Source organism: Pseudomonas sp. H3(2019) (assembly GCF_007713465.1).
Taxonomy (GTDB): Bacteria; Pseudomonadota; Gammaproteobacteria; order Pseudomonadales; family Pseudomonadaceae; genus Aquipseudomonas.
In genome coordinates this window covers 42095-66121 of record NZ_VMSG01000003.1, presented here as the reverse complement: position 1 = coordinate 66121, position 24027 = coordinate 42095, and the positions used below count along the sequence as shown (strand labels likewise).

The 24027-nt window shown below is 58.9% G+C and carries 17 protein-coding genes; 13 read left to right on the top strand and 4 right to left on the bottom strand.

Translation table 11 applies throughout. The features are described from left to right. Positions 1-2: 2 nt before the first annotated feature. The 3 genes from FPT12_RS04405 to FPT12_RS04395 all read left to right on the top strand — a co-directional run bounded on the left by FPT12_RS04405 (position 3) and on the right by FPT12_RS04395 (position 5583). Positions 3-3128 carry an efflux RND transporter permease subunit gene (locus tag FPT12_RS04405; RefSeq protein WP_145014820.1) on the top strand — a complete coding sequence of 1042 codons (3126 nt, stop codon included), beginning with the start codon at positions 3-5 and terminating at the stop codon, positions 3126-3128. Next, complete coding sequence (locus tag FPT12_RS04400) at positions 3129-4598, top strand: efflux transporter outer membrane subunit (protein ID WP_145014819.1); 1470 nt, start codon at positions 3129-3131, stop codon at positions 4596-4598. A gap of 70 nt (positions 4599-4668) precedes the next feature. Further along, positions 4669-5583: a DUF808 domain-containing protein gene (locus tag FPT12_RS04395; RefSeq protein ID WP_145014818.1), complete on the top strand. Its 915-nt coding sequence runs from the start codon at positions 4669-4671 to the stop codon at positions 5581-5583. 71 nt (positions 5584-5654) lie between these two features. On the opposite strand, the gene FPT12_RS04390 is transcribed toward FPT12_RS04395, so the two are convergent. Beyond that, positions 5655-6446, bottom strand: a complete 792-nt coding sequence (locus FPT12_RS04390) for a VacJ family lipoprotein (RefSeq protein ID WP_145014817.1) — start codon at positions 6444-6446, stop codon at positions 5655-5657. Next, positions 6439-7737 (bottom strand): serine/threonine protein kinase, encoded by a 1299-nt coding sequence (locus FPT12_RS04385; protein ID WP_145014816.1) that lies wholly within the window; start codon positions 7735-7737, stop codon positions 6439-6441. Before FPT12_RS04385 ends, FPT12_RS04390 begins: the two co-directional genes overlap by 8 nt. 223 nt (positions 7738-7960) lie before the next feature. On the opposite strand from FPT12_RS04385, the gene FPT12_RS04380 reads away from it, so the two are divergent. Continuing rightward, complete coding sequence (locus tag FPT12_RS04380; protein ID WP_145014815.1) at positions 7961-8332, top strand: hypothetical protein; 372 nt, start codon at positions 7961-7963, stop codon at positions 8330-8332. Between the two features lie 98 nt (positions 8333-8430). Here FPT12_RS04380 and FPT12_RS04375 read toward each other — a convergent pair whose 3' ends face one another. Continuing rightward, entirely contained in the window at positions 8431-10026 is a 1596-nt protein-coding gene (locus FPT12_RS04375; RefSeq protein ID WP_145014814.1) for a beta (1-6) glucans synthase, read from the bottom strand. A gap of 302 nt (positions 10027-10328) precedes the next feature. On the opposite strand from FPT12_RS04375, the gene FPT12_RS04365 reads away from it, so the two are divergent. From FPT12_RS04365 to FPT12_RS04350, 4 genes are all read left to right on the top strand, one after another. Continuing rightward, complete coding sequence (locus tag FPT12_RS04365; protein ID WP_145014813.1) at positions 10329-11180, top strand: glycine betaine ABC transporter substrate-binding protein; 852 nt, start codon at positions 10329-10331, stop codon at positions 11178-11180. Positions 11181-11407: 227 nt separating this feature from the next. After that, positions 11408-11719, top strand: coding sequence for a DUF485 domain-containing protein (locus FPT12_RS04360; protein WP_123585369.1), 312 nt, complete (start codon positions 11408-11410; stop codon positions 11717-11719). After that, a complete protein-coding gene (locus FPT12_RS04355) occupies positions 11716-13374 on the top strand; it encodes a cation acetate symporter (RefSeq protein ID WP_145014812.1) in 1659 nt (552 codons plus the stop codon). Before FPT12_RS04360 ends, FPT12_RS04355 begins: the two co-directional genes overlap by 4 nt. Positions 13375-13627: 253 nt before the next feature. Beyond that, positions 13628-15754, top strand: coding sequence for a TonB-dependent siderophore receptor (locus FPT12_RS04350; RefSeq protein ID WP_145014811.1), 2127 nt, complete (start codon positions 13628-13630; stop codon positions 15752-15754). A 273-nt stretch (positions 15755-16027) separates the two neighbouring features. On the opposite strand, the gene gltA is transcribed toward FPT12_RS04350, so the two are convergent. Further along, positions 16028-17317: a citrate synthase gene (gene gltA, locus FPT12_RS04345; RefSeq protein WP_145014810.1), complete on the bottom strand. Its 1290-nt coding sequence runs from the start codon at positions 17315-17317 to the stop codon at positions 16028-16030. Positions 17318-17680: 363 nt separating this feature from the next. On the opposite strand from gltA, the gene sdhC reads away from it, so the two are divergent. The 5 genes from sdhC to FPT12_RS04320 all read left to right on the top strand — a co-directional run bounded on the left by sdhC (position 17681) and on the right by FPT12_RS04320 (position 24006). Continuing rightward, on the top strand, positions 17681-18055 hold the full coding sequence (gene sdhC, locus FPT12_RS04340; RefSeq protein ID WP_081013689.1) for a succinate dehydrogenase, cytochrome b556 subunit: 375 nt from the start codon (positions 17681-17683) through the stop codon (positions 18053-18055). Continuing rightward, a complete protein-coding gene (gene sdhD / locus FPT12_RS04335) occupies positions 18049-18417 on the top strand; it encodes a succinate dehydrogenase, hydrophobic membrane anchor protein (protein WP_019692323.1) in 369 nt (122 codons plus the stop codon). The genes sdhC and sdhD overlap by 7 nt, the downstream gene beginning before the upstream one ends. Positions 18418-18420: 3 nt before the next feature. After that, a complete protein-coding gene (gene sdhA, locus FPT12_RS04330; protein ID WP_054593425.1) occupies positions 18421-20196 on the top strand; it encodes a succinate dehydrogenase flavoprotein subunit in 1776 nt (591 codons plus the stop codon). An 11-nt stretch (positions 20197-20207) separates the two neighbouring features. Next, entirely contained in the window at positions 20208-20912 is a 705-nt protein-coding gene (locus FPT12_RS04325; RefSeq protein WP_145014809.1) for a succinate dehydrogenase iron-sulfur subunit, read from the top strand. A 262-nt stretch (positions 20913-21174) separates the two neighbouring features. Then, positions 21175-24006, top strand: a complete 2832-nt coding sequence (locus FPT12_RS04320) for a 2-oxoglutarate dehydrogenase E1 component (RefSeq protein WP_145014808.1) — start codon at positions 21175-21177, stop codon at positions 24004-24006. Positions 24007-24027 lie beyond the last annotated feature (21 nt).

Below are 24027 nucleotides of genomic sequence, written 5' to 3'. Positions count from 1 at the left end.
CGATGAACCTCAGCGCGCCGTTCATCCAGCGTCCGATTGCCACCACCCTGTTGGCGGCAGGGCTGGCGCTGGCCGGTATCCTGGCGTTTCTGTTGTTGCCGGTGGCGCCCTTGCCCGAGGTGGATTTTCCGACCATCAGCGTCCGCGCATCGCTGCCCGGAGCCGACCCGAGCACCGTCGCCAGTTCGGTGGCAACGCCGTTGGAGCGCCAGTTCGGACAGATCGCCGGCGTCACCCAGATGACCTCGTCCAGTACCTTGGGCGCGACCCGGATCAACCTGCAATTCGATTTGAACCGCGACATCAACGGCGCCGCGCGGGACGTGCAGGCGGCGATCAATGCGGCGCGAACCAACCTGCCGAGTGATCTGGCGGGCAACCCGACCTACCGCAAGGTCAACCCCGCCGATTCGCCGATCCTGGTCATCAGCCTGACCTCGGACACTGCCACACCGGGGCAAATGTACGATGTCGCCTCGACCCTGCTGGAGCAACGCCTGCTGCAAACCAAAGGCGTCGGCGACGTAACCGTCGGCGGCGGCGCGTTGCCGGCGGTGCGCATCGAGCTGAACCCGGACCGGCTCAACCACTACGGCGTCAGCCTGGAACAGGTGCGGGCGGTGATCGCCTCCTCCAACGCCAACCTGCCCAAGGGTTCGGTGGCCGTCGGGGCGCAATCCCAGGGCATTGCGGCGAACGACATGCTTTACAAGAAGGATGATTACGCGCCGCTGGTGGTCAGGCAGCACCACGGTGATGTGGTGCGTATCTCCGACCTTGGCTATGTGCGCGAAGACGTCGAGGATTTGCGCAATTTCGGTCTGTCCAACGGCAAGTCGGCGGTGCTGCTGGTGGTGTTCAAGCAGCCGGGGGCGAACGTCATCAGTGCCGTGGATGCAGTGAAAGCCGAACTGCCGTTCCTGCAAAGTTCGATTCCGGCGAGCATCAAACTCAATATCCTGATGGATCGCACCACCACCATTCGCGCGTCGCTGCACGATGTCGAGTTGTCGCTGATCGCCTCGATTGTGCTGGTAACGCTGGTGACATTCGGCTTCTTTCGCGATTGGCGCAGCACCCTGGTGCCGGCCATTGCGGTGCCGTTGTCGCTGCTGGGGACCTTTGGGGCGATGTATTTCCTTAGGTACAGCCTGAACAACCTGTCGCTGATGGCGCTGACCATTTCCACCGGGTTCGTGGTGGACGATGCGATCGTGGTGGTCGAGAACATCATGCGTCACCTGGAAAAAGGCGAGAGCCGTCTGCATGCAGCCCTGGTGGGCGCGCAGGAAGTCGGCTTCACCGTGCTGAGCATCAGCGTATCGCTGGTGGCGGTGTTTATTCCATTGCTGTTAATGGGCGGTATTGTCGGGCGGCTGTTTCGCGAGTTTTCGATCACCTTGTCGGTGGCGATCATGATTTCCATGCTGATCTCGCTGACGGTCACGCCGATGCTGTCCAGCCTATTGCTGCGCACTCAGGAGCAGACGGCGAAGGACAGCGATCAACCCGACTCGCGATTTCACCGGTTTTACGACCGTACCCTTGGCTGGGTCATCGAGCACTCGATGCTTATGGGCTTGGTCACGTTGTTGGTGATCGCGTTCGCCGGGGTGTTGTATGTGCTGGTGCCCAAGGGCTTTTTTCCACAGGAAGACACCGGGCGTTTGTCCGGCAGCATCGTCGCGCCACAAAGCGTTTCCTACGCGTCGATGCAACGCAGTTTCAGGGAGATCAACCAGAAGGTCCTGGGTAACCCGAATGTGCTGACGGTGGGCGGGTTTGTCGGCGGTGGTGGAGGCGGTGGCGGGGCGATCAACACGGCACAGTTGTTCATTTCCCTCAAGCCGCTGGCCGAGCGCCGAGACAGCGCCGATCAGGTGATCACGCAAGTGCGCCACACCCTCGGCGAGCTGCCGGGCACGCGCCTGTATTTGCAGTCATCCCAGGACATCACTGTCGGTGGTCGCCAGAGTGGTGCGCAGTACCAGTACACCATGACGGCCGATGATCAGAGCGCGCTGGATGAATGGGTGCCCAAGGTGTTGGCGGTGTTACATACGTTGCCGCAACTGACCGACCTCAACACCGATCAGCAGGACAACAGCCTGCTGGCCAACGTGAAGATCAACCGCGATGTGGCGGCACGGCTCGGGGTCAGTATTTCGGCTATCGACCAGACACTCTACGACGCCTTTGGCCAGCGCCAGGTCTCGACCATTTATCGCGCGGCCAATCAATACCACATCGTGATGGAGGTGGCGCCGCCGTACTGGACCGACCCGGCTACGCTCAGCTCGATCTATGTGCCGGTCGGCACGGGTGCAGTGAGCAAGGGTCGCAGTGTCGTACCGAACCTGAGCGCCAGCGCCAACCCGCAGTTGGTGCCGTTGTCGGCGCTGGCCGATTACTCGGTGGATCGCACGGCTATTTCCATCAGTCACCAGGGCACGTTCCCGGCGGTGACGGCTTCGTTCAATCTGGCGCCCGGCGTGTCCATCGGCCAGGCCACGGCATTGGTCGACAATGCCGTGGCACAGCTGCGAATGCCCGCCAGCGTGGTCGGGCAATTTGCCGGGACGGCGCAGGTATTCCAGTCGTCGGTGGCCAGCGAGCCGTTGCTGATCTGCGCAGCATTGTTGTCGGTGTACATCGTGCTGGGCATCCTCTACGAAAACCTGACACACCCGTTGACTATCCTCTCGACCTTGCCGTCTGCCGGCGTGGGCGCACTGATTGCCTTGTTGTTGACCGGCACCGAGCTGTCGATCATTGCCTTGGTGGGGGTGATTTTGCTGATCGGCATCGTCAAGAAAAACGCGATCATCATGATCGACTTTGCGATCACCGAGCGTCGGGAGCAGGGGCTCAGCGCCAAGGAGGCGATTCGCCGGGCGTGCCTGATCCGCTTCCGGCCGATCATGATGACGACGCTGGCCGCGATCCTCGGTGCGTTGCCGCTGGTACTCGTGAGTGGCTATGGCTCGGAGCTGCGTCGGCCGCTGGGCATTTCGATTATTGGCGGGCTGGTGTTCAGCCAGATGCTGACGCTGTACACCACCCCGGTGATCTACCTCTGGCTCGATCGGGCGTCCCGGCGCCTGGGGCGCCGGCGTGAGGAGACGTGAATGGACCGTGAACGAAGAAAGCTAACGATCTTGCTCGCCTTGGTCCTGAGCCTGATGTTGGGCGGTTGCATGGTCGGTCCTGATTATCAAAAACCGGCCATCGAATTGCCGATGAGCTTCAAGGAGGGTGCGCAATGGCAGCGTGCGGCGGCCAATCCGCAGGGCGCGCTGGACAGCCAGTGGTGGCTTTCATACCAGGACCCGATCCTCAATGACCTGATTGCGCGCTCGGCCAAGGCCAACCAATCGATTATCGCCGCCGAAGCGGCCTATCGTCTGGCACAGGCCCAAGTGGCGTCGAGCCGCGCCGGATTGTGGCCGACGGTGGGCGTCGGGTTGTCCGGATCGCGAGGGGTTGGCGCAAGTAGCGGCAGTAGCAGCACTGGCACCAGCACCTCATCTGGCAGCAGTGCTGGCGGTGTCGTGCAAACGGTTAGCGCCACGTTGAGCGCCAGCTGGGAACCGGATTTGTGGGGCCTGGTGCGGCGTGGCATCGAGTCGAGTCAGGCGTCGGCCCAGGCTTCCGACGCGCTGCTGGCAGGTGTGCGCCTGTCCATCAGCGCCAGTGTCGCCAGCAACTACCTGGGCTTGCGCCAGCTGGACCTTGACGTCGGTTTGTTGCAACAGCAGCAGGCGATCAATCAGCAGTTGCTGACGATGATTCAGGTTCAGACCGTGCAAGGCACCGCGACCAACGATCAATTGCTGGTCGCCCAGGATCAGCTGAGCAGCGTGGTCGCGGCCTTGCAAACTGCACAGCGCTCGCGCGAGCAGTTCGAGCATGCGCTGGCGGTGCTGGTGGGCGTGGCGCCTGCGCAATTCAATCTGCCGTCGACGGCAAACTATCGCTTCGTGGTGCCCATGCCGCCGCTGAGCCTGCCGTCGAGTCTGTTGCAGCGCCGTCCCGATGTGGTGTCCGCCGAGCGTGCGGCAGCGGCGGCGAATGCGAAGATCGGCGTGGCCGAGGCGGCGTTTTTCCCGACGCTGAATCTGACCGGTCAGGTTGGTTATCGCGGTACGGCGCTGGGTGGCTTGTTCAGCGTGCCGAACCGGGTCTGGACCCTTGGCCCGGCACTGGCCGAAACCCTTTTCGAGGGCGGTGTCCGGAAAGCCGCGGTGCAGCAGGCGCAGGCCAGTTACGATCAGGATGTGGCGAACTATCGCGGCACGGTGCTCAGTGCATTGCAAAACGTTGAAGACAACCTTTCGGCGATCAATCACCTGCACACCCAGGCCCAGGCCTTCGAGCAGATCTACCAGCGCAACCGGCAATTGTTTGGCAGCCAGGAGGCGCAAAAGCGCGCGGGCACCGTCAGTCAGCAAACCGTGCTGACTCAGCAATTGGTCCTGCTGCAAGCCGAGCAGAACCTGCGCGATACTCAGGGTTTGCTGAGTCAGGGCAGTGTCGCGTTGTTCCAGAGCCTGGGCGGAGGCTGGCAAGTGCAATCGGCTGCTCAAACCGAGCATTGAGGCGTCTCGCTTCTCACGCACCGAGCGCGTTATGCTCCGCGCACTTTTTTTGTGTAGGGAAGCCTGACCGATGGCAGGAAGCAGTTTGCTGGTGTTGATCGACGATATCGCCGCCGTACTCGACGACGTTGCGCTGATGACCAAGATGGCCGCGAAGAAAACCGCCGGCGTGCTCGGCGACGACTTGGCGCTCAACGCCCAGCAGGTATCCGGTGTCCGTGCCGAGCGGGAAATTCCGGTGGTCTGGGCCGTGGCCAAGGGCTCGTTTCGCAACAAGCTGATCCTGGTGCCGTCGGCGCTGGCCATCAGTGCGTTCGTTCCTTGGCTGGTCACGCCGTTGTTGATGGTTGGTGGCGCCTACTTGTGTTTCGAAGGCTTCGAAAAGCTTGCCCACTCGTTTTTGCACAGCAAGGCTGAAGATCAGGCGGAACACGCGCAATTGGTCGAAGCCGTAGCAGACCCGGCAACTGATCTGGTGGCGTACGAGCAGGACAAGATCAAAGGCGCGGTGCGCACTGACTTCATTCTTTCGGCTGAAATCATCGCGATTACGCTTGGCACCGTGGCCGGTGCAACGCTGATGCAGCAAGTGATCGTGGTCTCAGGTATCGCTATCGTCATGACCATCGGCGTTTATGGCCTGGTGGCGGGCATCGTCAAGCTCGATGATCTCGGCTTGTGGTTGACCCGCAAGCCCGGGCAAATGGCCAAAAGCGTCGGTGGCGCGATCCTGCGCGCCGCGCCGTACATGATGAAGGGTCTATCGGTGATCGGCACGGCGGCGATGTTCCTGGTCGGCGGCGGGATCCTGACCCATGGCGTGCCGGTGGTGCATCACTGGATTGAAGGCGTCGGCGCCGGTGCCGGTGGTGCCGGGTTTATCGTGCCGACGTTGCTCAACGCAGTGGCGGGGATTATTGCCGGTGCGGTGGTGTTGGCGGGTGTGATGGCAGTGAGCAGAATCTGGCGCGCAGTCAAAGGCTGAAGCCTGGATTGGTTAATCGTTCCCACGCAGAGCGTGGGAGCGATCATTACAGGTTTTTGTTGCCGCTAAAGCTACTCGGCAATCTGCAACTTGCGCGCTTCGGTGTACACGTAACGCACCTTCTCGTACTCGAACGGCGAGTTGAGCTGGCCGTAGCGGAAGTTGGTCTGATAGCGCTTGTCGATGCTGCGCAGGACCCAGATTTCCGGGTGGTTTTCGCTGACTTTCGAGACGTTCAGGTAGTTGATGGCCGACTCCGCCGTATAGTCGACCGCAAGGCCTGCGGTATCACGCAGGTTCGAAGGGCCGAGGATTGGCAGTACGAAGTACGCGCCGCCCGGAACCCCGTAGAAGCCCAGCGTCTGGCCGAAGTCTTCGACCTGGCGCGGCAGGCCCATGGCGGTGGCCGGGTCCCACAGACCGCCGATGCCGAGGGTCGTGTTGAGCAGCAATCGCCCGGTGATGTCCAGTGAGCGCTGGCCCTTGAACTGCAGCAGGCTGTTCACCAGATTGGGTACGTCACCCAGGTTGTTGAAGAAGTTGCTGACGCCAGTGCGCAGGAAGCTTGGGGTGACGTAGCGATAACCGTCGACCACTGGCAGGAACACCCATTGGTCGAAGCGGTAGTTGAAGTGGTAGACCCGACGGTTCCACGACTCCAGCGGGTCATAGACACTCAGCGCATTCAGGGTCGAGCGTTCGAACTCACGCTGGTCCAGCCCCGGGTTGAACTTGAGTTTGGTCATCGGCTCGGTGAAGCCGTCCTGATCAACCACAGTCGTGGAGTTGGCCTTGCTGTTGTCGGCATGGGCATAGCCGACTGCGCCAAGCAGTGCAGCGAGCAGAAGGAGGTGTTTAGCCACGGAAGAACTCCAGCATGGCGTCGGCGTTGACGCGGTAGTTGAGGTTGCCGCAATGGCCGCCGTGAGGGTAAACCGTCAGGCGATCGCCGAAGGTTTTACGCAAGAAACCGAGGTCGCCCGGGCCGAGGATCACATCGTCGGCATTGTGCATCACGGCAATTTTCGGGCTGTCGTGCAGGTAGTCCTTGAGCGCGTAGAGGCTGACCTGGTCAATCAACTGCAAAATGCTGCCGCCGTCGGTCCGGGCGCGCCACATCGGGATCACCTGCTCGGTGAGGTAGCAGTTGAAATCACATTGCAGTGCACGCTTGAGGAATGGCGTGAGGCTGGTGCCTTCGGTGATCGGAAACCTGGGCGGGGTAATCAGGCCGCGTCGGTTGATCAGGTCCGAGGTGAAGGTGATGTCGGCGGCCGAAAAGCGGAACGAGGTGCCGATCAGCATGGCCATCTGTTCGTTGCTCAGGTGCTGTTTCGATTGCTGGAAGTCGTAGACCAGCGCGTCGTTGAGGTCGATGTAGCCTTTTTGCTGGAAGTAACGCGTCAGCTTGTTGAGCATCAGTTCATAGAACGTGGTGCTGTTGTTGATGCCCTTGACCTCGGTTTGCACCAGTTTGTCGAGGTTGGTGACAGAGGTGTAGAGGTTGACTGGAGGATTGAGCAGCAAGACTTTCTTGAAGTTGAAGCTGCGTCGGGTTTCATCCAGCTTGCTGACAAACGCCGCATCCAGTCCACCCAGGCTGTAGCCGGTGAGGTAGTAGTCGGTGATCGGCAGCTTCGGGTTTTGCGCACGCACTGCTTGCATCACGCGGTACATGTCCTCGGCGTCTTCCTTGGACACGCCAGGGGTGGCGAAGCGGGAAGCGGCGCTCATGAAGTCGAAACTGGTTGGCGAGGACAGTTGCACGACGTGATAGCCGGCCTTGTAGTAGAGCTTTTTCAGGTATTCGTTAATGCTGCTGTCGAAGCGTGCACCGGTGCCGGCAATCAGGAAAATCAGCGGTGCGGCGTGATCCTGTGTGGCCATGCGATAGGTGAGTTTTTTCACTGCCCAGAAATTGTCCGGCAGGTCGAACTCGCGTTCCGGGCGCAGCTTCAGGGTGTAGTCGGATTGATGGATCGCGTCATCGGACGGCAACTCGGGACGCAAGTCCGGCGGCGTCGTGGCAATGGTCGCCTCGAACGGGTTGGTCAAGGGGTAGCCATAACTGACAGCGTCGATGTCTGCCGCCAGTGCGGACGCACTCAAAATAACGCCGCCTATCAAGGCAGCAAAGCGCAAGGAACGGAGCATGACTAAATCCCTTAGAGGAAGGTGCCTGATGAGGTTCGCAGGCTATGACCACCGATGTTGCGCCAAAGTGCCATGCGGCGGCGCCAACCAGGCTGAATTCGGATCAATAGCGGCTGAACGATACACTTTGCAGCGATTGGCTGAACAGATTTCTGATGGTCTCGCTTGCTTACGGCTGGCGGGCGATTAAGCTGGGCGCCGTTTTCGTTTATCGGAGTGCTTCATGTCCCGCCGTCTGCCCGTCATTATTTTGCTTATTGCCTTGCCGCTGTGGTTGGCCGCCAGTTATGGCCTGCGTTATGTCCTGATGGAGGATGCCCAGTGGGTCGGTCTCTGCGTCGATGAGGCAAGCCGCTGGGAATGCCAGGCGCGCTCGACCCTCGGCTTGATGATTCATTTCAAGGTGATGGGCGGGGCAGCATTGGCGGCTGCGGTGCTCGGCTTTGTGGTGCCGGGCCGGGCTGGCTGGTGGCTGGCGGTGTTGGCGCTGGTGTTCGGGTTTCCGGCATTGGCGCTGTACAACACCGGCATTGCGGTATTTGCCGTGGTGATCGCCGGGTTGCGGTTGGTCCGGGCGCCACGCGGCGTTCAGTAATAAAAGATCGTCCGAACGCGGCCCGAACCTGCGGCAGCTCCTACGATGTACGTCATCTATCGTAGGAGCTGCCGAAGGCTGCGATCTTTTACTGTTTATCAGGTATTGCGCACCCGCAAGCTGCGCCACAGCGCGGCAACCATCAGCAGGCAAACCAGCGCCCAGCCCCAGGCTTGCTGGTTGAACAGGCCTTCACGATACAGCTGCGGGGCAATGCTGGCGCCGATGATGAAGGTCAGCAGTGCGATTTCCCGGCGTGGTGCGCTGACCGGGCGAATCAGATAGACCAGCGCTGGCAGCAGCAGGGCGGCGCTTGGGAAGCTGCGATAGCGCGGTTCGAACACCAGCGCCAGCATCATCACTGCGCCAGCGAATCCGGCCGCAGCCAGCAGCCAGCCAGCACGACGTTCCAGCGCATTGAAGGCGCGTTCACGCCAACCGGTTCTGGCGCTGAGGAACAACGCCGCATGGGCCAGCACCAAAAAGTTCAGGCCGGTCAGCAACGCAGCCCAGATCCACTCATCGGCAAAGCGGCTGGTAGCGCGAGCCAGCTCACCCCAGGTGCCAATGGAGCACGCAGCGACTGCGCCGAGCAGTGGCAATACCAACGCCGCGCGGGTGCTGCGCACACGCCCGCCAAGCATCAGCGTGCCGAGGAAGATCAGACCACCGACGGCCAGCCATTGCGGCCAGAACGGCAGGTTGGTGACGGGGCCTGCCAGTACACCCTTGTCCTGACGGTTTGCATCGAACAGCCCCCAGTAACCGCCGACCGCACCTTCACTGGCGCGTTTCCATGGCTGGTCAAAGGCTTCGATCAGGTTGTAGTGCCAGCCTTGCTGCTCGGCCATCGCCACAAAACCACGAATGAACTTGGCTTCATTGACTCGGCTCGGTACGGCGGTTTCCCGTTGGCGACCTTCACTCGGCCAGCCGGTTTCGCCAATCAGCACGTCCTTGGGCGCGAAGCGGCTGCCGAAGATTTGCCGAACCTCGGCGACGTGCTGGAGGGCGGCGTCGATGTTGGACGGATCATCTTCCCAGTACGGCAGCAAATGGATGGTCAGGAAGTCCACCGCCGGGGCGACTTCAGGATGCTTGAGCCAGAACTCCCAGACGTCGGCGTAGGTCACCGGCTGTTTGACGTGGCTCTTGACGTGGTTGATCAGCTTGGCCAATTGCGCGCCGGTCACTTCCTTGCGCAGCAGGGTTTCGTTGCCGACGATCACCGCGCTGACCACGTCCGGGTTGGCGTTGGCCTCGGCGATCAGCAGTTCGACTTCCTTGGCCGTGTCCACCGGATTGCTGTTGACCCAGGCGCCGATCATCAGCTTCAGGCCATGTTTGCGCGCCAGGTCCGGCAGCGCTTCGAGACCGGTCATCGAATAGGTGCGAATGCACTCGAAGCGGGTTGCCAGCAACGCGAGGTCGGCGTCCATGCGTTCAGGGCGCAGTTTGAACGGCTGATCGAACGGCGATTGGTCCTTGTCGAACGGTGTGTACGAGGCGCACTGCAATTTGTGCGTGGCGCTGGCCACGTCTGGCAGCACCACCGGTTGACCGAGCCCGTACCAGTAACCACCAAGGGCAAACAGGCCAAGCAGGCAGGCAAATAGATAAGCGAAGAAGGGGAAGCGCGAGGTGGCGGGCATGGTCAGGCCGTCTGGGAACAAAGCCGCGCATCTTACCTGCATTTGCCCCGTGCTTGGTGACCTGCATGGTTTTGACATGCAAAGTTCGGGCGGGAAGCGCAGGGGCATTATTGCAGGACGCGATTACTGGCGTTCTGATGTCGTTTCTCGATGCCTTGAGGTCGCAGCCAGAGCAGGTCGTCTTGAGCGCGAGGTTGATTATCGAGGCGTCAGTGTTCTCATTGATACATCGCGCTGATGATCGAACGAGTTTGCGGTGAGGCGTGATGGGGGCGCTGTGCACCATAACAATACGTTGACGTTGCTCGGCATCCGTCGAGCGCAGCACTTTCGGGGAAGTAACGATGAAGATGCGACGACTCTTGGGCGCAGGTGCGGCTTTGGTGCTGGCGATCAGTTCTACTGTGGCCAGCGCCGAAGGCAAGGCAGTGACTATCGGTTATGTTGACGGCTGGTCGGACAGCGTCGCCACGACCAACGTGGCTGCTGAGGTGATCAAGCAAAAGCTCGGCTACGACGTGAAACTGCAAGCCGTGGCCACCGGGATCATGTGGCAGGGTGTGGCCACCGGCAAACTCGATGCAATGCTGTCAGCCTGGCTGCCAGTAACCCATGGCGAATACTGGGCGAAGAACAAGGATCAGGTCGTCGATTACGGCCCGAACTTCAAGGATGCGAAAATCGGTCTGATCGTGCCGGAGTACGTCAAGGCCAAGAGCATTGAGGATCTTAAAACCGACGATAGCTTCAAAGGTCGTATCGTCGGCATTGACGCTGGTTCAGGCGTGATGCTCAAGACCGATCAGGCGATCAAGGACTACGGCCTGAGTAACTACACCCTCAAGGCCAGTTCCGGTGCCGGCATGATTGCCGAGCTGACCCGTGCCGAGAAGAAAAACGAATCCATCGCGGTCACCGGTTGGGTGCCGCACTGGATGTTCGCCAAGTGGAAACTGCGCTTCCTGGAAGACCCGAAAGGCGTTTATGGTGCGGCTGAAACCGTGAACAGCATCGGCAGCAAAGAACTGGCAACCAAAGCGCCGGAAGTTGCGAAGTTCCTGAAGAACTTCCAATGGGCGTCGAAAGACGAAATCGGCGAGGTCATGTTGGCTATTCAGGATGGTGCCAAACCTGAAGTGGCAGCCAAGGACTGGGTGGCCAAACACCCGGAGCGCGTCGCCGAGTGGACCAAGTAATTTGATCTAACGCGTCTAGTCAGTACTTTCCAGGGCCGCTTGGCATTCATGCCAAGCGGCCCTTTGTGTTTCAGGCAGGTTAACGGTGTATGACAGTTGTTTTTTTATCGGCTCAAAATTGGCGAAATGGTCAGGTCGTTCTAATACTAAGGTCGTCTGGAACCCGTTCCGCAGCCGCATAGAGTGGATATGTTCCAACAATAATCCGTGCTGCGAGGATAAAAACAATGAACGACAGCATTTACCTCTCGATTCAAAACAGCCCGCGCTTCAAGGAGCTGGTTCGTAAACGAGAGCGGTTCGCCTGGATTCTCTCGGCGATCATGCTTGGGCTTTACTCGGGCTTCATCTTATTGATTGCTTATGGACCGCATGTGCTGGGGGCGAAGATCAGCCCTGAGTCATCGATTACCTGGGGCATACCGATTGGGGTGGGGCTGATTGTGTCGGCCTTCGTCCTGACGGCCATCTACGTACGACGCGCCAATGGCGAATTCGACGACCTGAACAATGCGATTCTCAAGGAGGCTCAGCAATGATCCGGCGTCTATTGGCAGCTTTAGGCATTGCCGCCTTCGCACCGGCCGTTTGGGCGGCCGAGGCGCTTACCGGCGAAGTGCACAAACAACCGCTCAACGTTTCGGCGATCCTGATGTTTGTGGTGTTCGTCGGTGCAACGCTGTGCATCACCTACTGGGCGTCCAAGCGCAACAAGTCGGCCGCTGACTACTACGCGGCGGGTGGCAGGATCACCGGTTTGCAGAACGGTCTGGCGATTGCCGGTGACTACATGTCGGCGGCGTCCTTCCTGGGAATTTCCGCGCTGGTGTTCGCGTCGGGCTACGATGGCCTGATCTACTCGATCGGCTTCCTGGTGGGCTGGCCGATCATTCTGTTCCTGATCGCCGAGCGTCTGCGCAACCTGGGCAAGTACACTTTTGCCGACGTGGCGTCCTACCGCCTCGGGCAAACCCAGATTCGCACCTTGTCCGCCTGCGGTTCGCTGGTGGTGGTGGCGTTCTACCTGATCGCGCAAATGGTCGGTGCCGGCAAGCTGATCCAGCTGCTGTTTGGCCTCGATTACCATGTCGCGGTGATTCTGGTGGGGATCCTGATGTGCCTCTATGTGTTGTTCGGCGGCATGCTGGCGACCACCTGGGTGCAGATCATCAAGGCTGTGCTGTTGTTGTCCGGCGCGTCGTTCATGGCGCTGATGGTGATGAAGCACGTCAACTTCGACTTCAATACGCTGTTCTCCGAGGCGATCAAGGTTCACCCCAAAGGTGAAGCGATCATGAGCCCGGGCGGTCTGGTGAAAGACCCGGTCTCGGCGTTTTCCCTCGGCCTGGCGTTGATGTTCGGTACTGCTGGCCTGCCGCATATCCTGATGCGCTTCTTCACCGTGAGTGACGCTAAAGAAGCGCGCAAAAGCGTGCTGTATGCCACCGGCTTCATCGGTTACTTCTACATCCTGACGTTCATCATTGGCTTTGGCGCAATCCTGCTGGTCAGCACCAACCCGGCCTTCAAGGACGCTACGGGGGCGCTGTTGGGCGGCAACAACATGGCGGCGGTGCACCTGGCCAATGCGGTGGGCGGCAGTATCTTCCTCGGCTTCATCTCGGCAGTAGCCTTCGCCACCATTCTGGCAGTGGTTGCCGGTCTGACCCTGGCCGGGGCCACGGCGGTGTCTCACGACCTCTACGCCAGTGTGATCAAGAAGGGCAAGGCTAACGAGAAGGATGAGATCCGTGTTTCGAAGATCACCACCATTGCCTTGGGCGTGTTGGCGATTGTTCTGGGCATCCTGTTCGAAAGCCAGAACATCGCGTTCATGGTGGGCCTGGCATTCTCGATCGCTGCCAGCTGCAACTTCCCGGTGCTGCTGCTTTCCATGTACTGGAAGAAGCTCACCACGCGCGGTGCGATGGTCGGTGGCTGGCTGGGGCTGGTCAGTGCAGTGGGCCTGATGGTGCTGGGCCCAACCATTTGGGTGCAGATCATGGGGCATGAGAAGGCGATCTTCCCGTATGAGTACCCGGCGCTGTTCTCGATGGCCATTGCCTTTGTCGGGATCTGGTTCTTCTCTATCACTGACAAGTCCGCGGCGGCTGACAATGAGCGGGCGCTGTTCTTCCCGCAGTTTGTGCGTTCGCAGACCGGGTTGGGGGCGAGTGGGGCGGTTCCGCACTAAGGGTTAAGGTTTGTTGTGTAAGTTGTTTTAAACAGGAATGCCCCGGTCGAGAGATTGGGGCATTTTTTTATGCCCGTGGTTTGAACAGCGTTGTGTTCCGGGATTGCTTTATTAGCGATTTCTAAAAGCGCAGGCAACGTTTAAGAGGTGTAAACGCGAATACGTATCAAATACTAATGATGTGATATAACATGCGCCGCGAACTATTGGCACGTATGCCGTCCCATTTGGCTATTTTCTCAAGGTTTCCTAGATGCGTCGTACTCTGGTCTCCATTTGTGTCCTTCAGGTGTTTTCCGCTTCCTCCTGGGCTGAGCAAGCTACAACCGATAAAACCAGTCTGGAGTTGCAAGCGACCGACATCGTCGGTACGGCGGAGTATGAAACGGCTCTAGGGCCGGTGAAGGGCTACCGTGCAACGCGTTCTGCCAGCGCGACGCGAACCGACACTTCGATTCACGAAACACCGCAGTCCATTAGCGTAGTGACCAAAGATGTTGTAGAGGACATCGGGGCTACTCGCCTTCAGGATGCGCTCGACTATGCCGGCGGGGTGGGCCGGGCTAACAACTTTGGTGGCCAGGGGCTGACTACCTTCACTGTGCGTGGATTTACCACCGGAGAGTTCTATCGCAACGGTTTTCCGATCAATCGTGGTTATCCGAACATGCCTGATGCGAACACCATCGAGCGACTGGAAGTCCTGCGAGGCCCCGCGACCATGCTTTATGGCCGGGGTGATCCTGGTGGCACGTTCAACGTCGTCTCCAAGCAGCCCTTGGCTGAACGTGCTGTGACGCTGGGTAGCCAACTCGACGATCAGGGCATGAAGCGTGGCACGCTGGATGCCTCCGGCCCGCTCGACGAAGAGGGGCGCCTGGCCTATCGCTTAAACGTGGTGGGTGAGGGCGGTGATACCTTCCGCGATCATGTTGAAACCGAGCGTTACGGCGTGACGCCGGTTATTTCCTGGCAGGCCACCGACGACACCAAGGTGATCTTCGAAGGCGATTTCATGCGCAACAATCACCCGCTGGATCGTGGTGTGACGCGTTATCCGAATCAGATTGGCACCGCGTCTCGTGACACGTTCTTTGGTGAAAAAGACGTCGGCAAGTTGCACAACGACAACAACATGGCGCAGCTGCGTTTCGAACACTTCCTGAATGACAACTGGACATTGGGCGGTGGTTTTCAGTGGCTTGATGGCACCTTGCAAGGTAATGCAATTGAAGCAAACGGCGTTGCCGCCGACGGGCGCACGCTGGGACGCAACTTCAATTACCGCAAGCTGGAGTGGACGGACAAAGACACCCAACTCAATCTCACCGGGCACTTCGCTGCCGGGGGCTTCAATCACACATTGTTGACCGGTGTCGAGTACGAGGATTACGACTACAAGTCCATCATTCAGCGCTCCAGCGGAGCGGTCAGCGCCTACCCGATTGATATCTTCAACCCGGTGTATGGTCAGCCGCGTCCAGCCTTGACCCGGACGCCGACCAACGACAAGGAAAACCTCAAGACATACGCGGCCTTCGTTCAGGATCAGGTGGCGTTGACTGAGCGTTTGAAGGTCTTGGCGGGCGCCCGTTTCGAGCGCTTTGAGCATGGCTACGAGACCTTTGTAGCGGGTGGTCGAAGCTGGGAAGAGAGCGCCAATGCGGTGACGCCTCGTCTTGGGGTGATTTATGACCTTACCGATACCGTGGCGGTTTATGCCGATACAGCACGCTCATTCAAACCGAATACTGGGGCCAGCCGACAAGGTGGCGGCTTTGAGCCGGAAAAAGGCAAGTCCTATGAGATGGGTATCAAATGGGAGGCTCTGGATCACCAGCTGAGTGTAGATGCGGCGATTTACCAGATTGAAAAACGCAACGTCCTTACCACCGATCCCGTGGACTCCACATTCAGCGTAGCGGCTGGCGAAGTACGCAGTCGTGGCTTTGATCTGAACGTGGCAGGCAATTTGACTCCAGAATGGCGGGTGATTGGCGGCTATGCCTATGTCGATGCCGAGGTCACCAAGGACAATGTGATCCAGTCGGGAACCCGGCTGATGAACATTCCGCAGAACAGCTTCAGCCTGCTCAACGTCTACGAGTTCCAGGATGGCGCTTTCAAAGGGCTAGGCTTGGGGGTGGGTGGCAAATACGTCGATGAACGTGCGGGCCAGACCGCTAACACGGCGTTTTCGATGGGCAGCTACACAGTCGTCGATCTGCTCAGCTTCTACAAGGTCAATGACAAGGTCAGGCTTGATCTCGATGTGAAGAACTTGTTCGACCGTGACTATGAAGAAGGTGCCTTCGGCAATGTCTACACCTACCCTGGTGAGCCGAGAACAGTTCAGGTCGGTATTTCTTACACTCTCTAGACCATCTGGCTGTTATCACAATCAGCTTAAGGGCGTCCTCTATTGCTAGCTCGAGTCAGCAGTGGAGCGCTGAGCAGCCGACGCGTCGCTGAACAATTGTGCGGCTCTGTCAGTAACCAGCGTGACCCGCTGTAAGACCGGGACGGGTAGCCGCTGTTACCGCAGAAACGGATGTGTACACGACCGAAAGACTTTCAAAGCACACATACAAAAACGGCCTCTATTTATAGAGGCCGTTTCCGGTGAAACCAAGACGTTATCGCAAGACAGGTCTTACTTGCGGTCTTCAAGCCGGGTGATGTCACGCGACTCGTAGCCGGTGTACAGCTGGCGCGGACGGCCAATCTTGTACGGGCTGGAGAGCATTTCTTTCCAGTGGGAGATCCAGCCGACGGTCCGCGCCAGGGCGAAGATCACGGTGAACATGCTGGTTGGAATGCCGATCGCCTTGAGGATGATCCCCGAGTAGAAGTCGACGTTCGGGTACAGCGAGCGTTCGATGAAGTACGGGTCGGTCAGGGCGATCTCTTCCAGGCGCATGGCCAGTTCGAGTTGCGGATCGTTCTGGATACCCAGTTCCTTGAGCACTTCGTCGCAGGTCTTTTTCATGACGGTAGCGCGTGGGTCGCGGTTTTTGTAAACCCGGTGACCGAAGCCCATCAGTTTGAACGGATCGTTCTTGTCCTTGGCCTTGGCGATGTACTTGTCAATGTTCGAAACATCGCCAATTTCGTCAAGCATGGTCAGAACAGCTTCGTTCGCGCCGCCGTGGGCAGGGCCCCACAGTGCAGCGATACCGGCGGCGATACAGGCGAACGGGTTGGCACCCGAGGAGCCAGCCAGGCGTACGGTGGAGGTCGATGCGTTCTGCTCGTGGTCGGCGTGGAGGATGAAGATCCGGTCCATGGCCTTGGCGAGTACCGGGCTGATCGGTTTGATCTCGCACGGGGTGTTGAACATCATGTGCAGGAAGTTTTCCGCATACGACAGGTCGTTGCGCGGGTACATCATGGGTTGACCCATGGAGTACTTGTAAACCATCGCGGCCAGGGTTGGCATCTTGGCAACCAGGCGGATCGCGGAAATTTCGCGATGCTGCGGGTTATTGATGTCCAGGGAGTCGTGGTAGAAGGCCGAAAGGGCGCCGACTACACCGCACATGACGGCCATCGGGTGGGCGTCGCGACGGAAGCCGTTGAAGAAGGTCTTCAGTTGCTCATGAACCATGGTGTGGTTCTTGACGGTGCTGACGAACTGGGCCTTCTGTTCTGCGGTCGGCAATTCGCCGTTGAGCAGCAGGTAGCAGGTTTCCAGATAGTCCGACTTCTCGGCGAGTTGCTCGATCGGGTAGCCGCGGTGCAACAAAATGCCGTTGTCGCCGTCGATATAGGTAATCTTCGACTCGCAAGAGGCGGTCGACATGAAACCCGGGTCAAAAGTGAAACGGCCCGTGGCCGTCAGGCCCCGAACGTCGATTACATCGGGACCAACGGTGCCGGTTAAAATGGGCAGCTCGACGGGGGCTGCGCCCTCGATGATCAACTGCGCTTTTTTGTCAGCCATGTGGCCTCCTATTTATGCTTGAAATCATCAGACAGACCCCCCACGCAGGGCCCGCACCACTATAGTGAGATAAATTCGAATGTCAATTTGCCTAAAGTCTTGCTCCAGAAGGCTTTAACCGGACTTTTTCCTCGAAATTACCTGCCGTTTACGCCTTTTATCCCGCTTGTGCAATGAGCTATTAGGGGAAGGTGAACGCGTTGTCATTAGTAGCCTAACTGTCTATACTCGGCCACCGACCGCCAGGGGCTTTTGGGCCTGCTTTATTGGGGGTCGCATCCCTGGGTAGTGGTTACCTGACCAGTGCACTCCCCAACAACTTTGCCCTGATTGTTAGGGGCTCTTCAGTGTGAAAAAAAAGCCGTGAAAAGCCAACGACCTGTAAACCTAGACCTAAGGACCATCAAACTCCCCATCACCGGCGTTACGTCGTTTCTTCACCGTGTTTCCGGCATCATCCTCTTCCTGGGCCTTGGCATCATGCTGTATGCATTGAGCAAATCCCTGGGTTCCGAGGAAGGTTTTGCCGAGGTGAAGGCATGCTTGACCAGTCCGCTGGCCAAGTTCGTAGCATGGGGCCTGCTGTCCGCCTTGCTGTATCACATGGTGGCCGGTGTACGCCATCTGATCATGGACATGGGCATCGGTGAGACGCTGGAAGGCGGCAAGCTGGGCTCGAAAATTATCATCGCCATTTCCGTGGTGTTGATCGTTCTGGCGGGAGTTTGGATATGGTAACCAGCGTTACGAACCTATCGCGTTCGGGCCTCTATGACTGGATGGCGCAGCGTGTGTCTGCGGTCGTTCTCGCGGCTTATTTCATTTTCCTGATCGGATACCTTGTTGCGCACCCTGGCCTTGGCTACGCCCAATGGCACTTGCTGTTCGCAAACAACTGGATGCGCATCTTCAGTCTACTGGCCCTGGTTGCCCTTGGCGCTCACGCCTGGGTCGGCATGTGGACCATCGCGACCGACTACCTGACGCCAATGGCGCTGGGCAAGTCCGCGACTGCAGTACGTTTCCTTTTCCAGGCAGTATGCGGCGTTGCGATGTTCGCTTACTTCGTCTGGGGTGTGCAGATTCTCTGGGGTATCTGATTCATGTCTAACTCAGTAAATACGCTTTCGTTCGACGCCATCATCATTGGCGGCGGCGGTGCCGGCATGCGCGCTGCGCTGCAACTTGCACAGGGCGGTCACAAGACTGCCGTAGTTACCAAGGTTTTCCCGACTCGCTCGCACACCGTATCCGCACAGGGTGGCATCACCTGCGCCATCGCGTCCGCTGATCCGAACGATGACTGGCGCTGGCACATGTACGATACCGTCAAGGGTTCCGACTACATCGGTGACCAGGACGCTATCGAATACATGTGTTCCGTAGGCCCGGAAGCGGTCTTCGAACTCGAGCACATGGGCTTGCCGTTCTCCCGTACCGAACAGGGTCGCATCTATCAGCGTCCGTTCGGCGGTCAGTCGAAAGACTTCGGTAAAGGTGGCCAGGCTGCGCGTACGTGCGCCGCTGCCGACCGTACCGGTCACGCTCTGCTGCACACTCTGTACCAGGCCAACCTGAAGGCCGGCACCGTATTCCTCAACGAATACTATGGCGTCGACCTGGTGAAGAACGAAGATGGTGCCTTTGTCGGCATGATCGTCATCTGCATCGAAACCGGCGAAACCTCCTACGTCCGCGCTAACGCCACCGTTCTGGCGACTGGCGGTGCAGGTCGTATCTACTCGTCCACCACCAACGCCCTGATCAACACCGGTGACGGCGTCGGCATGGCTCTGCGTGCTGGCGTGCCGGTACAAGACATCGAAATGTGGCAGTTCCACCCGACCGGCATCGCCGGCGCCGGTGTACTGGTTACCGAAGGGTGCCGCGGTGAAGGCGGTTACCTGATCAACAAGCACGGCGAGCGTTTCATGGAGCGTTATGCTCCGAACGCCAAAGACCTTGCCGGTCGTGACGTGGTTGCCCGCTCGATGGTTAAAGAAATCATCGCCGGCAACGGTTGCGGTCCGGATGGCGACCACGTAATGCTGAAACTCGATCACCTCGGTGAAGAAGTTCTGCACAGCCGTCTGCCAGGCATCATGGAGCTGTCCAAGACCTTCGCTCACGTCGATCCAGCCGTAGCGCCGATCCCGGTTGTTCCAACCTGCCACTATATGATGGGCGGCGTTGCCACCAACATTCATGGCCAGGCAATCACTCAGGACGCCGACGGCAAGGACCAGATCATTCCTGGTCTGTTCGCGGTAGGTGAAGTGGCGTGCGTATCGGTTCACGGTGCCAACCGTCTGGGCGGCAACTCGCTGCTCGACCTGGTGGTATTCGGCCGTGCCGCCGGCCTGTTCCTGGAGCAGACCCTGAAAGAAGGCGTCGACTACGCTCGCCCTCGCCAGTCCGACATCGACGCAGCCCTGGCGCGTCTCGATGGCCTGAACTCGCGTACCGAAGGTGAAGACGTCGCTACTCTGCGTAAAGAGCTGCAAAGCTGCATGCAGAACTACTTCGGTGTATTCCGTACCGGCGAATACATGCAGAAGGGTATCGCCCAGCTCGCTGATCTGCGTGGCCGTATCGCCAACGTCAAGATCAACGATAAGAGCCAGGCGTTCAATACTGCTCGTATCGAAGCGCTGGAACTGCAAAACCTGCTGGAAGTGGCCGAAGCTACTGCCATCGCTGCAGAGATCCGCAAAGAGTCCCGCGGCGCTCACGCCCGTGAAGACTACGAAGACCGCGACGACGAAAACTGGCTGTGCCACACCCTGTACTTCCCGGGTGACAAGCGCGTTACCAAGCGTGCCGTGAACTTCTCGCCGAAGACTGTTCCGACTTTTGAACCTAAGATTCGGACTTATTAAGGGTGGCCGCCATGTTGAAAGTCAGTGTTTATCGCTACAACCCTGATCAGGACGCCGCGCCGTTCATGCAGGAATTCCAGGTCGACACCGGTGGTAAAGACCTGATGGTGCTGGACGTGCTGGCCCTGATCAAAGAGCAGGACGAGGGTTTCTCCTATCGTCGCTCTTGCCGTGAAGGCGTTTGCGGTTCCGACGGCATGAACATCAACGGCAAAAACGGCCTGGCCTGCGTCACGCCGCTGTCTGCTGTCGTCAAAGGTAACAAGTTGATCGTTCGTCCTCTGCCAGGTTTGCCGGTTATCCGTGACCTGGTCGTCGATATGAGCATCTTCTACAAGCAATACGAAAAGGTTAAGCCTTTCCTGCAGAACGACACGCCGGCTCCGGCCATCGAGCGTCTGCAGACTCCTGAAGAGCGTGAAAAACTCGACGGTCTGTACGAGTGCATCTTGTGCGCTTGCTGCTCGACCTCTTGCCCGTCCTTCTGGTGGAACCCGGACAAGTTCCTGGGTCCAGCTGCTCTGCTGCAAGCCTACCGCTTCCTGGCAGACAGCCGTGACACCAAGACTTCCGAGCGTCTGGCTTCGCTGGATGACCCGTTCAGCGTATTCCGCTGCCGCGGGATCATGAACTGCGTCAACGTATGTCCGAAAGGCCTGAACCCGACTAAGGCCATCGGTCACATACGTAACATGCTGCTGCAAAGCGGCGTGTGATTCAGCTGTTGTACCCGTAGAACTGCTGTACCCGTAGAGGCTAAGGCGCGGGCTTCAACCCGCGTCTTGGCTATAACCAGAGTGGCAGCCCACAAGGCTGCGGCTCTTATTTTGAAGAAATGAGACAAGCAGGGGCATCCGGGCTGGTACCCGGACTATCAGCGTGATCCTAAGTGGCTTGTTTTGGTCGCTGCATTCGGACTTCTGCAAGCTTGCTCGGTGTCTTCGCCGATGGTGTTCCCCTAACCGAGGGTGACCAAGCATGCAAGAAAGCGTGATGCAGCGCATGTGGAACAGCGGCTATCTTTCAGGTGGTAACGCTGCCTATGTGGAAGAGCTTTATGAGCTCTACCTGCACGACCCTAACGCTGTGCCAGAAGAGTGGCGCACCAAATTTCAGACGTTGCCCGCTGACGGCAACGCTGCCACCGATGTATCGCACTCGACGATTCGCGATCATTTCGTGCTGCTGGCAAAGAACCAGCGCCGCGCCCAACCGGTTTCCGCCGGCAGCGTGAGCAGTGAGCACGAGAAGAAGCAAGTTGAAGTACTGCGACTGATCCAGGCCTACCGTATGCGTGGCCACCAAGCAGCCCAGCTTGACCCGCTGGGGCTGTGGCAGCGTCCTGCACCTGCAGACCTGTCGATCAATCATTACGGCTTGACCAATGCCGATCTTGATACGACCTTCCGTGCCGGCGACCTGTTCATCGGCAAAGAGGAAGCGAGCCTACGCGAAATTCACGAAGCGTTGCAGCAGACATATTGCCGCACCATCGGCGCTGAATTTACTCACATCGTCGACTCCGAGCAGCGCCAGTGGTTCCAGCAGCGCCTGGAAGGCGTGCGTGGTCGTCCGGTGTATTCGGCCGACATCAAGAGCCATCTGCTTGAGCGCGTCACCGCAGGTGAAGGTCTGGAAAAATACCTGGGTACCAAATACCCGGGCACCAAGCGTTTCGGCCTGGAAGGCGGCGAAAGTCTGATTCCGATGCTGGACGAGCTGATCCAGCGCTCCGGTTCCTACGGCACCAAGGAAATCGTTATCGGCATGGCCCACCGTGGCCGTCTGAACGTGCTGGTCAACACCTTCGGCAAGAACCCGCGCGAGCTGTTCGACGAGTTCGAAGGCAAGAAGAAGGTCGAGCTGGGTTCCGGTGACGTTAAATACCACCAGGGCTTCTCTTCCAACGTGATGACCGCAGGCGGCGAAGTCCACCTGGCCATGGCCTTCAACCCGTCCCACCTGGAAATCGTTTCGCCAGTGGTCGAGGGTTCGGTGCGTGCCCGTCAGGATCGTCGCAACGACCCTACCGGTGAAAAGGTCCTGCCGATTTCCATCCACGGTGACGCGGCATTCGCCGGTCAGGGCGTGGTCATGGAAACCTTCCAGATGTCGCAGACCCGCGGCTTCCGGACTGGCGGTACGGTTCACATCGTGATCAACAACCAGGTTGGCTTCACCATCAGCAACCCGGAAGACTCGCGTTCCACCGAGTACGCCACCGACGTTGCGAAAATGATCCAGGCGCCGATCCTCCATGTGAATGGTGATGATCCGGAGGCCGTATTGTTCGTGACCCAGCTGGCCATTGACTACCGCATGCAGTTCAAGCGTGACGTGGTGATCGACCTGGTCTGCTACCGTCGTCGTGGTCACAACGAAGCGGACGAGCCAAGCGGCACCCAGCCTCTGATGTATCAGCAGATCACCAAGCAGCGCACCACGCGTGAGCTGTATGCCGATCGTCTGACCCAGAGCGGTGTGCTTGACGCTGCGCGTGTTCAGACGAAAGTCGACGAATACCGCAACGCGCTGGACAACGGTCTGCACGTAGTGAAAAGCCTGGTCAAGGAGCCGAACAAAGAGCTGTTCGTCGACTGGCGTCCGTACCTGGGCCACGCCTGGACTGCGCGTCACGACACCACGTTCGATCTGAAGACCCTGCAAGAGCTGTCCGCCAAGCTGCTGGAAATCCCGGAAGGTTTCGTGGTTCAGCGCCAGGTTGCGAAGATCTACGAAGACCGTCAGAAAATGCAAGCCGGCGGCCTGCCGATCAACTGGGGTTACGCCGAAACCATGGCGTACGCGACCCTGGCGTTCGAAGGTCACCCGATTCGCATGACCGGCCAGGACATCGGCCGCGGTACGTTCTCGCACCGTCATGCGGTATTGCACAACCAGAAAGACGCGGGCACCTACATCCCGTTGCAACACCTGTACGAAGGCCAGCCACGTTTCGACCTGTACGATTCGTTCCTGTCCGAAGAAGCCGTACTGGCGTTCGAATACGGCTACTCCACCACCACGCCTGACGCGCTGGTGATCTGGGAAGCCCAGTTCGGCGACTTCGCCAACGGTGCCCAGGTGGTTATCGACCAGTTCATCACCAGCGGTGAGCACAAGTGGGGCCGTCTGTGCGGTCTGACCATGTTGCTGCCACACGGTTATGAAGGTCAGGGTCCGGAGCACTCTTCGGCTCGTCTGGAGCGTTACCTGCAGCTGTGCGCCGAGCACAACATTCAGGTGTGCATGCCGACTACGCCGGCCCAGATCTACCACTTGCTGCGTCGCCAGGTGATTCGTCCTCTGCGCAAACCACTGGTGGTCCTGACTCCGAAGTCGCTGCTGCGTCACAAGCTGGCGATCTCGACTCTGGAAGATCTGGCCGAAGGTTCGTTCCAGACCGTTATTCCGGAAATCGATGCGCATGATCCGAAAAAGGTCACTCGTCTCGTGCTGTGTAGCGGCAAGGTCTACTACGACCTGCTGGAAAAACGCCGTGCCGAAGGTCGTGACGACATCGCCATCGTGCGTCTTGAGCAGCTGTACCCATTCCCTGAGGACGACTTGATTGAAGTCCTGGCTCCTTATTCCAACCTCAAACACATCGTTTGGTGTCAGGAAGAGCCGATGAACCAGGGTGCCTGGTACTGCAGCCAGCATCACATGCGTCGCATCGTTGGCGGTCACAACAAGTCTCTCGTACTCGAGTACGCGGGCCGTGACGCTTCTGCTGCACCTGCTTGTGGTTATGCATCGATGCACGCCGAACAGCAGGAAAAACTGCTGCAAGACGCCTTTACTGTTTAACGCCTTCGCGCACCTGAAACC

Bases quoted from the DNA above. Each gene is read 5' to 3' on its own strand.
- FPT12_RS04325 (WP_145014809.1), top strand. From the start codon at position 20,208: ATGTTGAAAGTCAGTGTTTATCGCTACAACCCTGATCAGGACGCCGCG.
- FPT12_RS04385 (WP_145014816.1), bottom strand. From the start codon at position 7,737: ATGCTCCGTTCCTTGCGCTTTGCTGCCTTGATAGGCGGCGTTATTTTG.
- FPT12_RS04395 (WP_145014818.1), top strand. From the start codon at position 4,669: ATGGCAGGAAGCAGTTTGCTGGTGTTGATCGACGATATCGCCGCCGTA.
- FPT12_RS04355 (WP_145014812.1), top strand. From the start codon at position 11,716: ATGATCCGGCGTCTATTGGCAGCTTTAGGCATTGCCGCCTTCGCACCG.
- sdhA (WP_054593425.1), top strand. From the start codon at position 18,421: ATGTCTAACTCAGTAAATACGCTTTCGTTCGACGCCATCATCATTGGC.
- sdhD (WP_019692323.1), top strand. From the start codon at position 18,049: ATGGTAACCAGCGTTACGAACCTATCGCGTTCGGGCCTCTATGACTGG.
- FPT12_RS04320 (WP_145014808.1), top strand. From the start codon at position 21,175: ATGCAAGAAAGCGTGATGCAGCGCATGTGGAACAGCGGCTATCTTTCA.
- FPT12_RS04350 (WP_145014811.1), top strand. From the start codon at position 13,628: ATGCGTCGTACTCTGGTCTCCATTTGTGTCCTTCAGGTGTTTTCCGCT.
- FPT12_RS04375 (WP_145014814.1), bottom strand. From the start codon at position 10,026: ATGCAGGTAAGATGCGCGGCTTTGTTCCCAGACGGCCTGACCATGCCC.
- FPT12_RS04365 (WP_145014813.1), top strand. From the start codon at position 10,329: ATGAAGATGCGACGACTCTTGGGCGCAGGTGCGGCTTTGGTGCTGGCG.
- FPT12_RS04380 (WP_145014815.1), top strand. From the start codon at position 7,961: ATGTCCCGCCGTCTGCCCGTCATTATTTTGCTTATTGCCTTGCCGCTG.
- FPT12_RS04405 (WP_145014820.1), top strand. From the start codon at position 3: ATGAACCTCAGCGCGCCGTTCATCCAGCGTCCGATTGCCACCACCCTG.
- gltA (WP_145014810.1), bottom strand. From the start codon at position 17,317: ATGGCTGACAAAAAAGCGCAGTTGATCATCGAGGGCGCAGCCCCCGTC.
- FPT12_RS04360 (WP_123585369.1), top strand. From the start codon at position 11,408: ATGAACGACAGCATTTACCTCTCGATTCAAAACAGCCCGCGCTTCAAG.
- FPT12_RS04400 (WP_145014819.1), top strand. From the start codon at position 3,129: ATGGACCGTGAACGAAGAAAGCTAACGATCTTGCTCGCCTTGGTCCTG.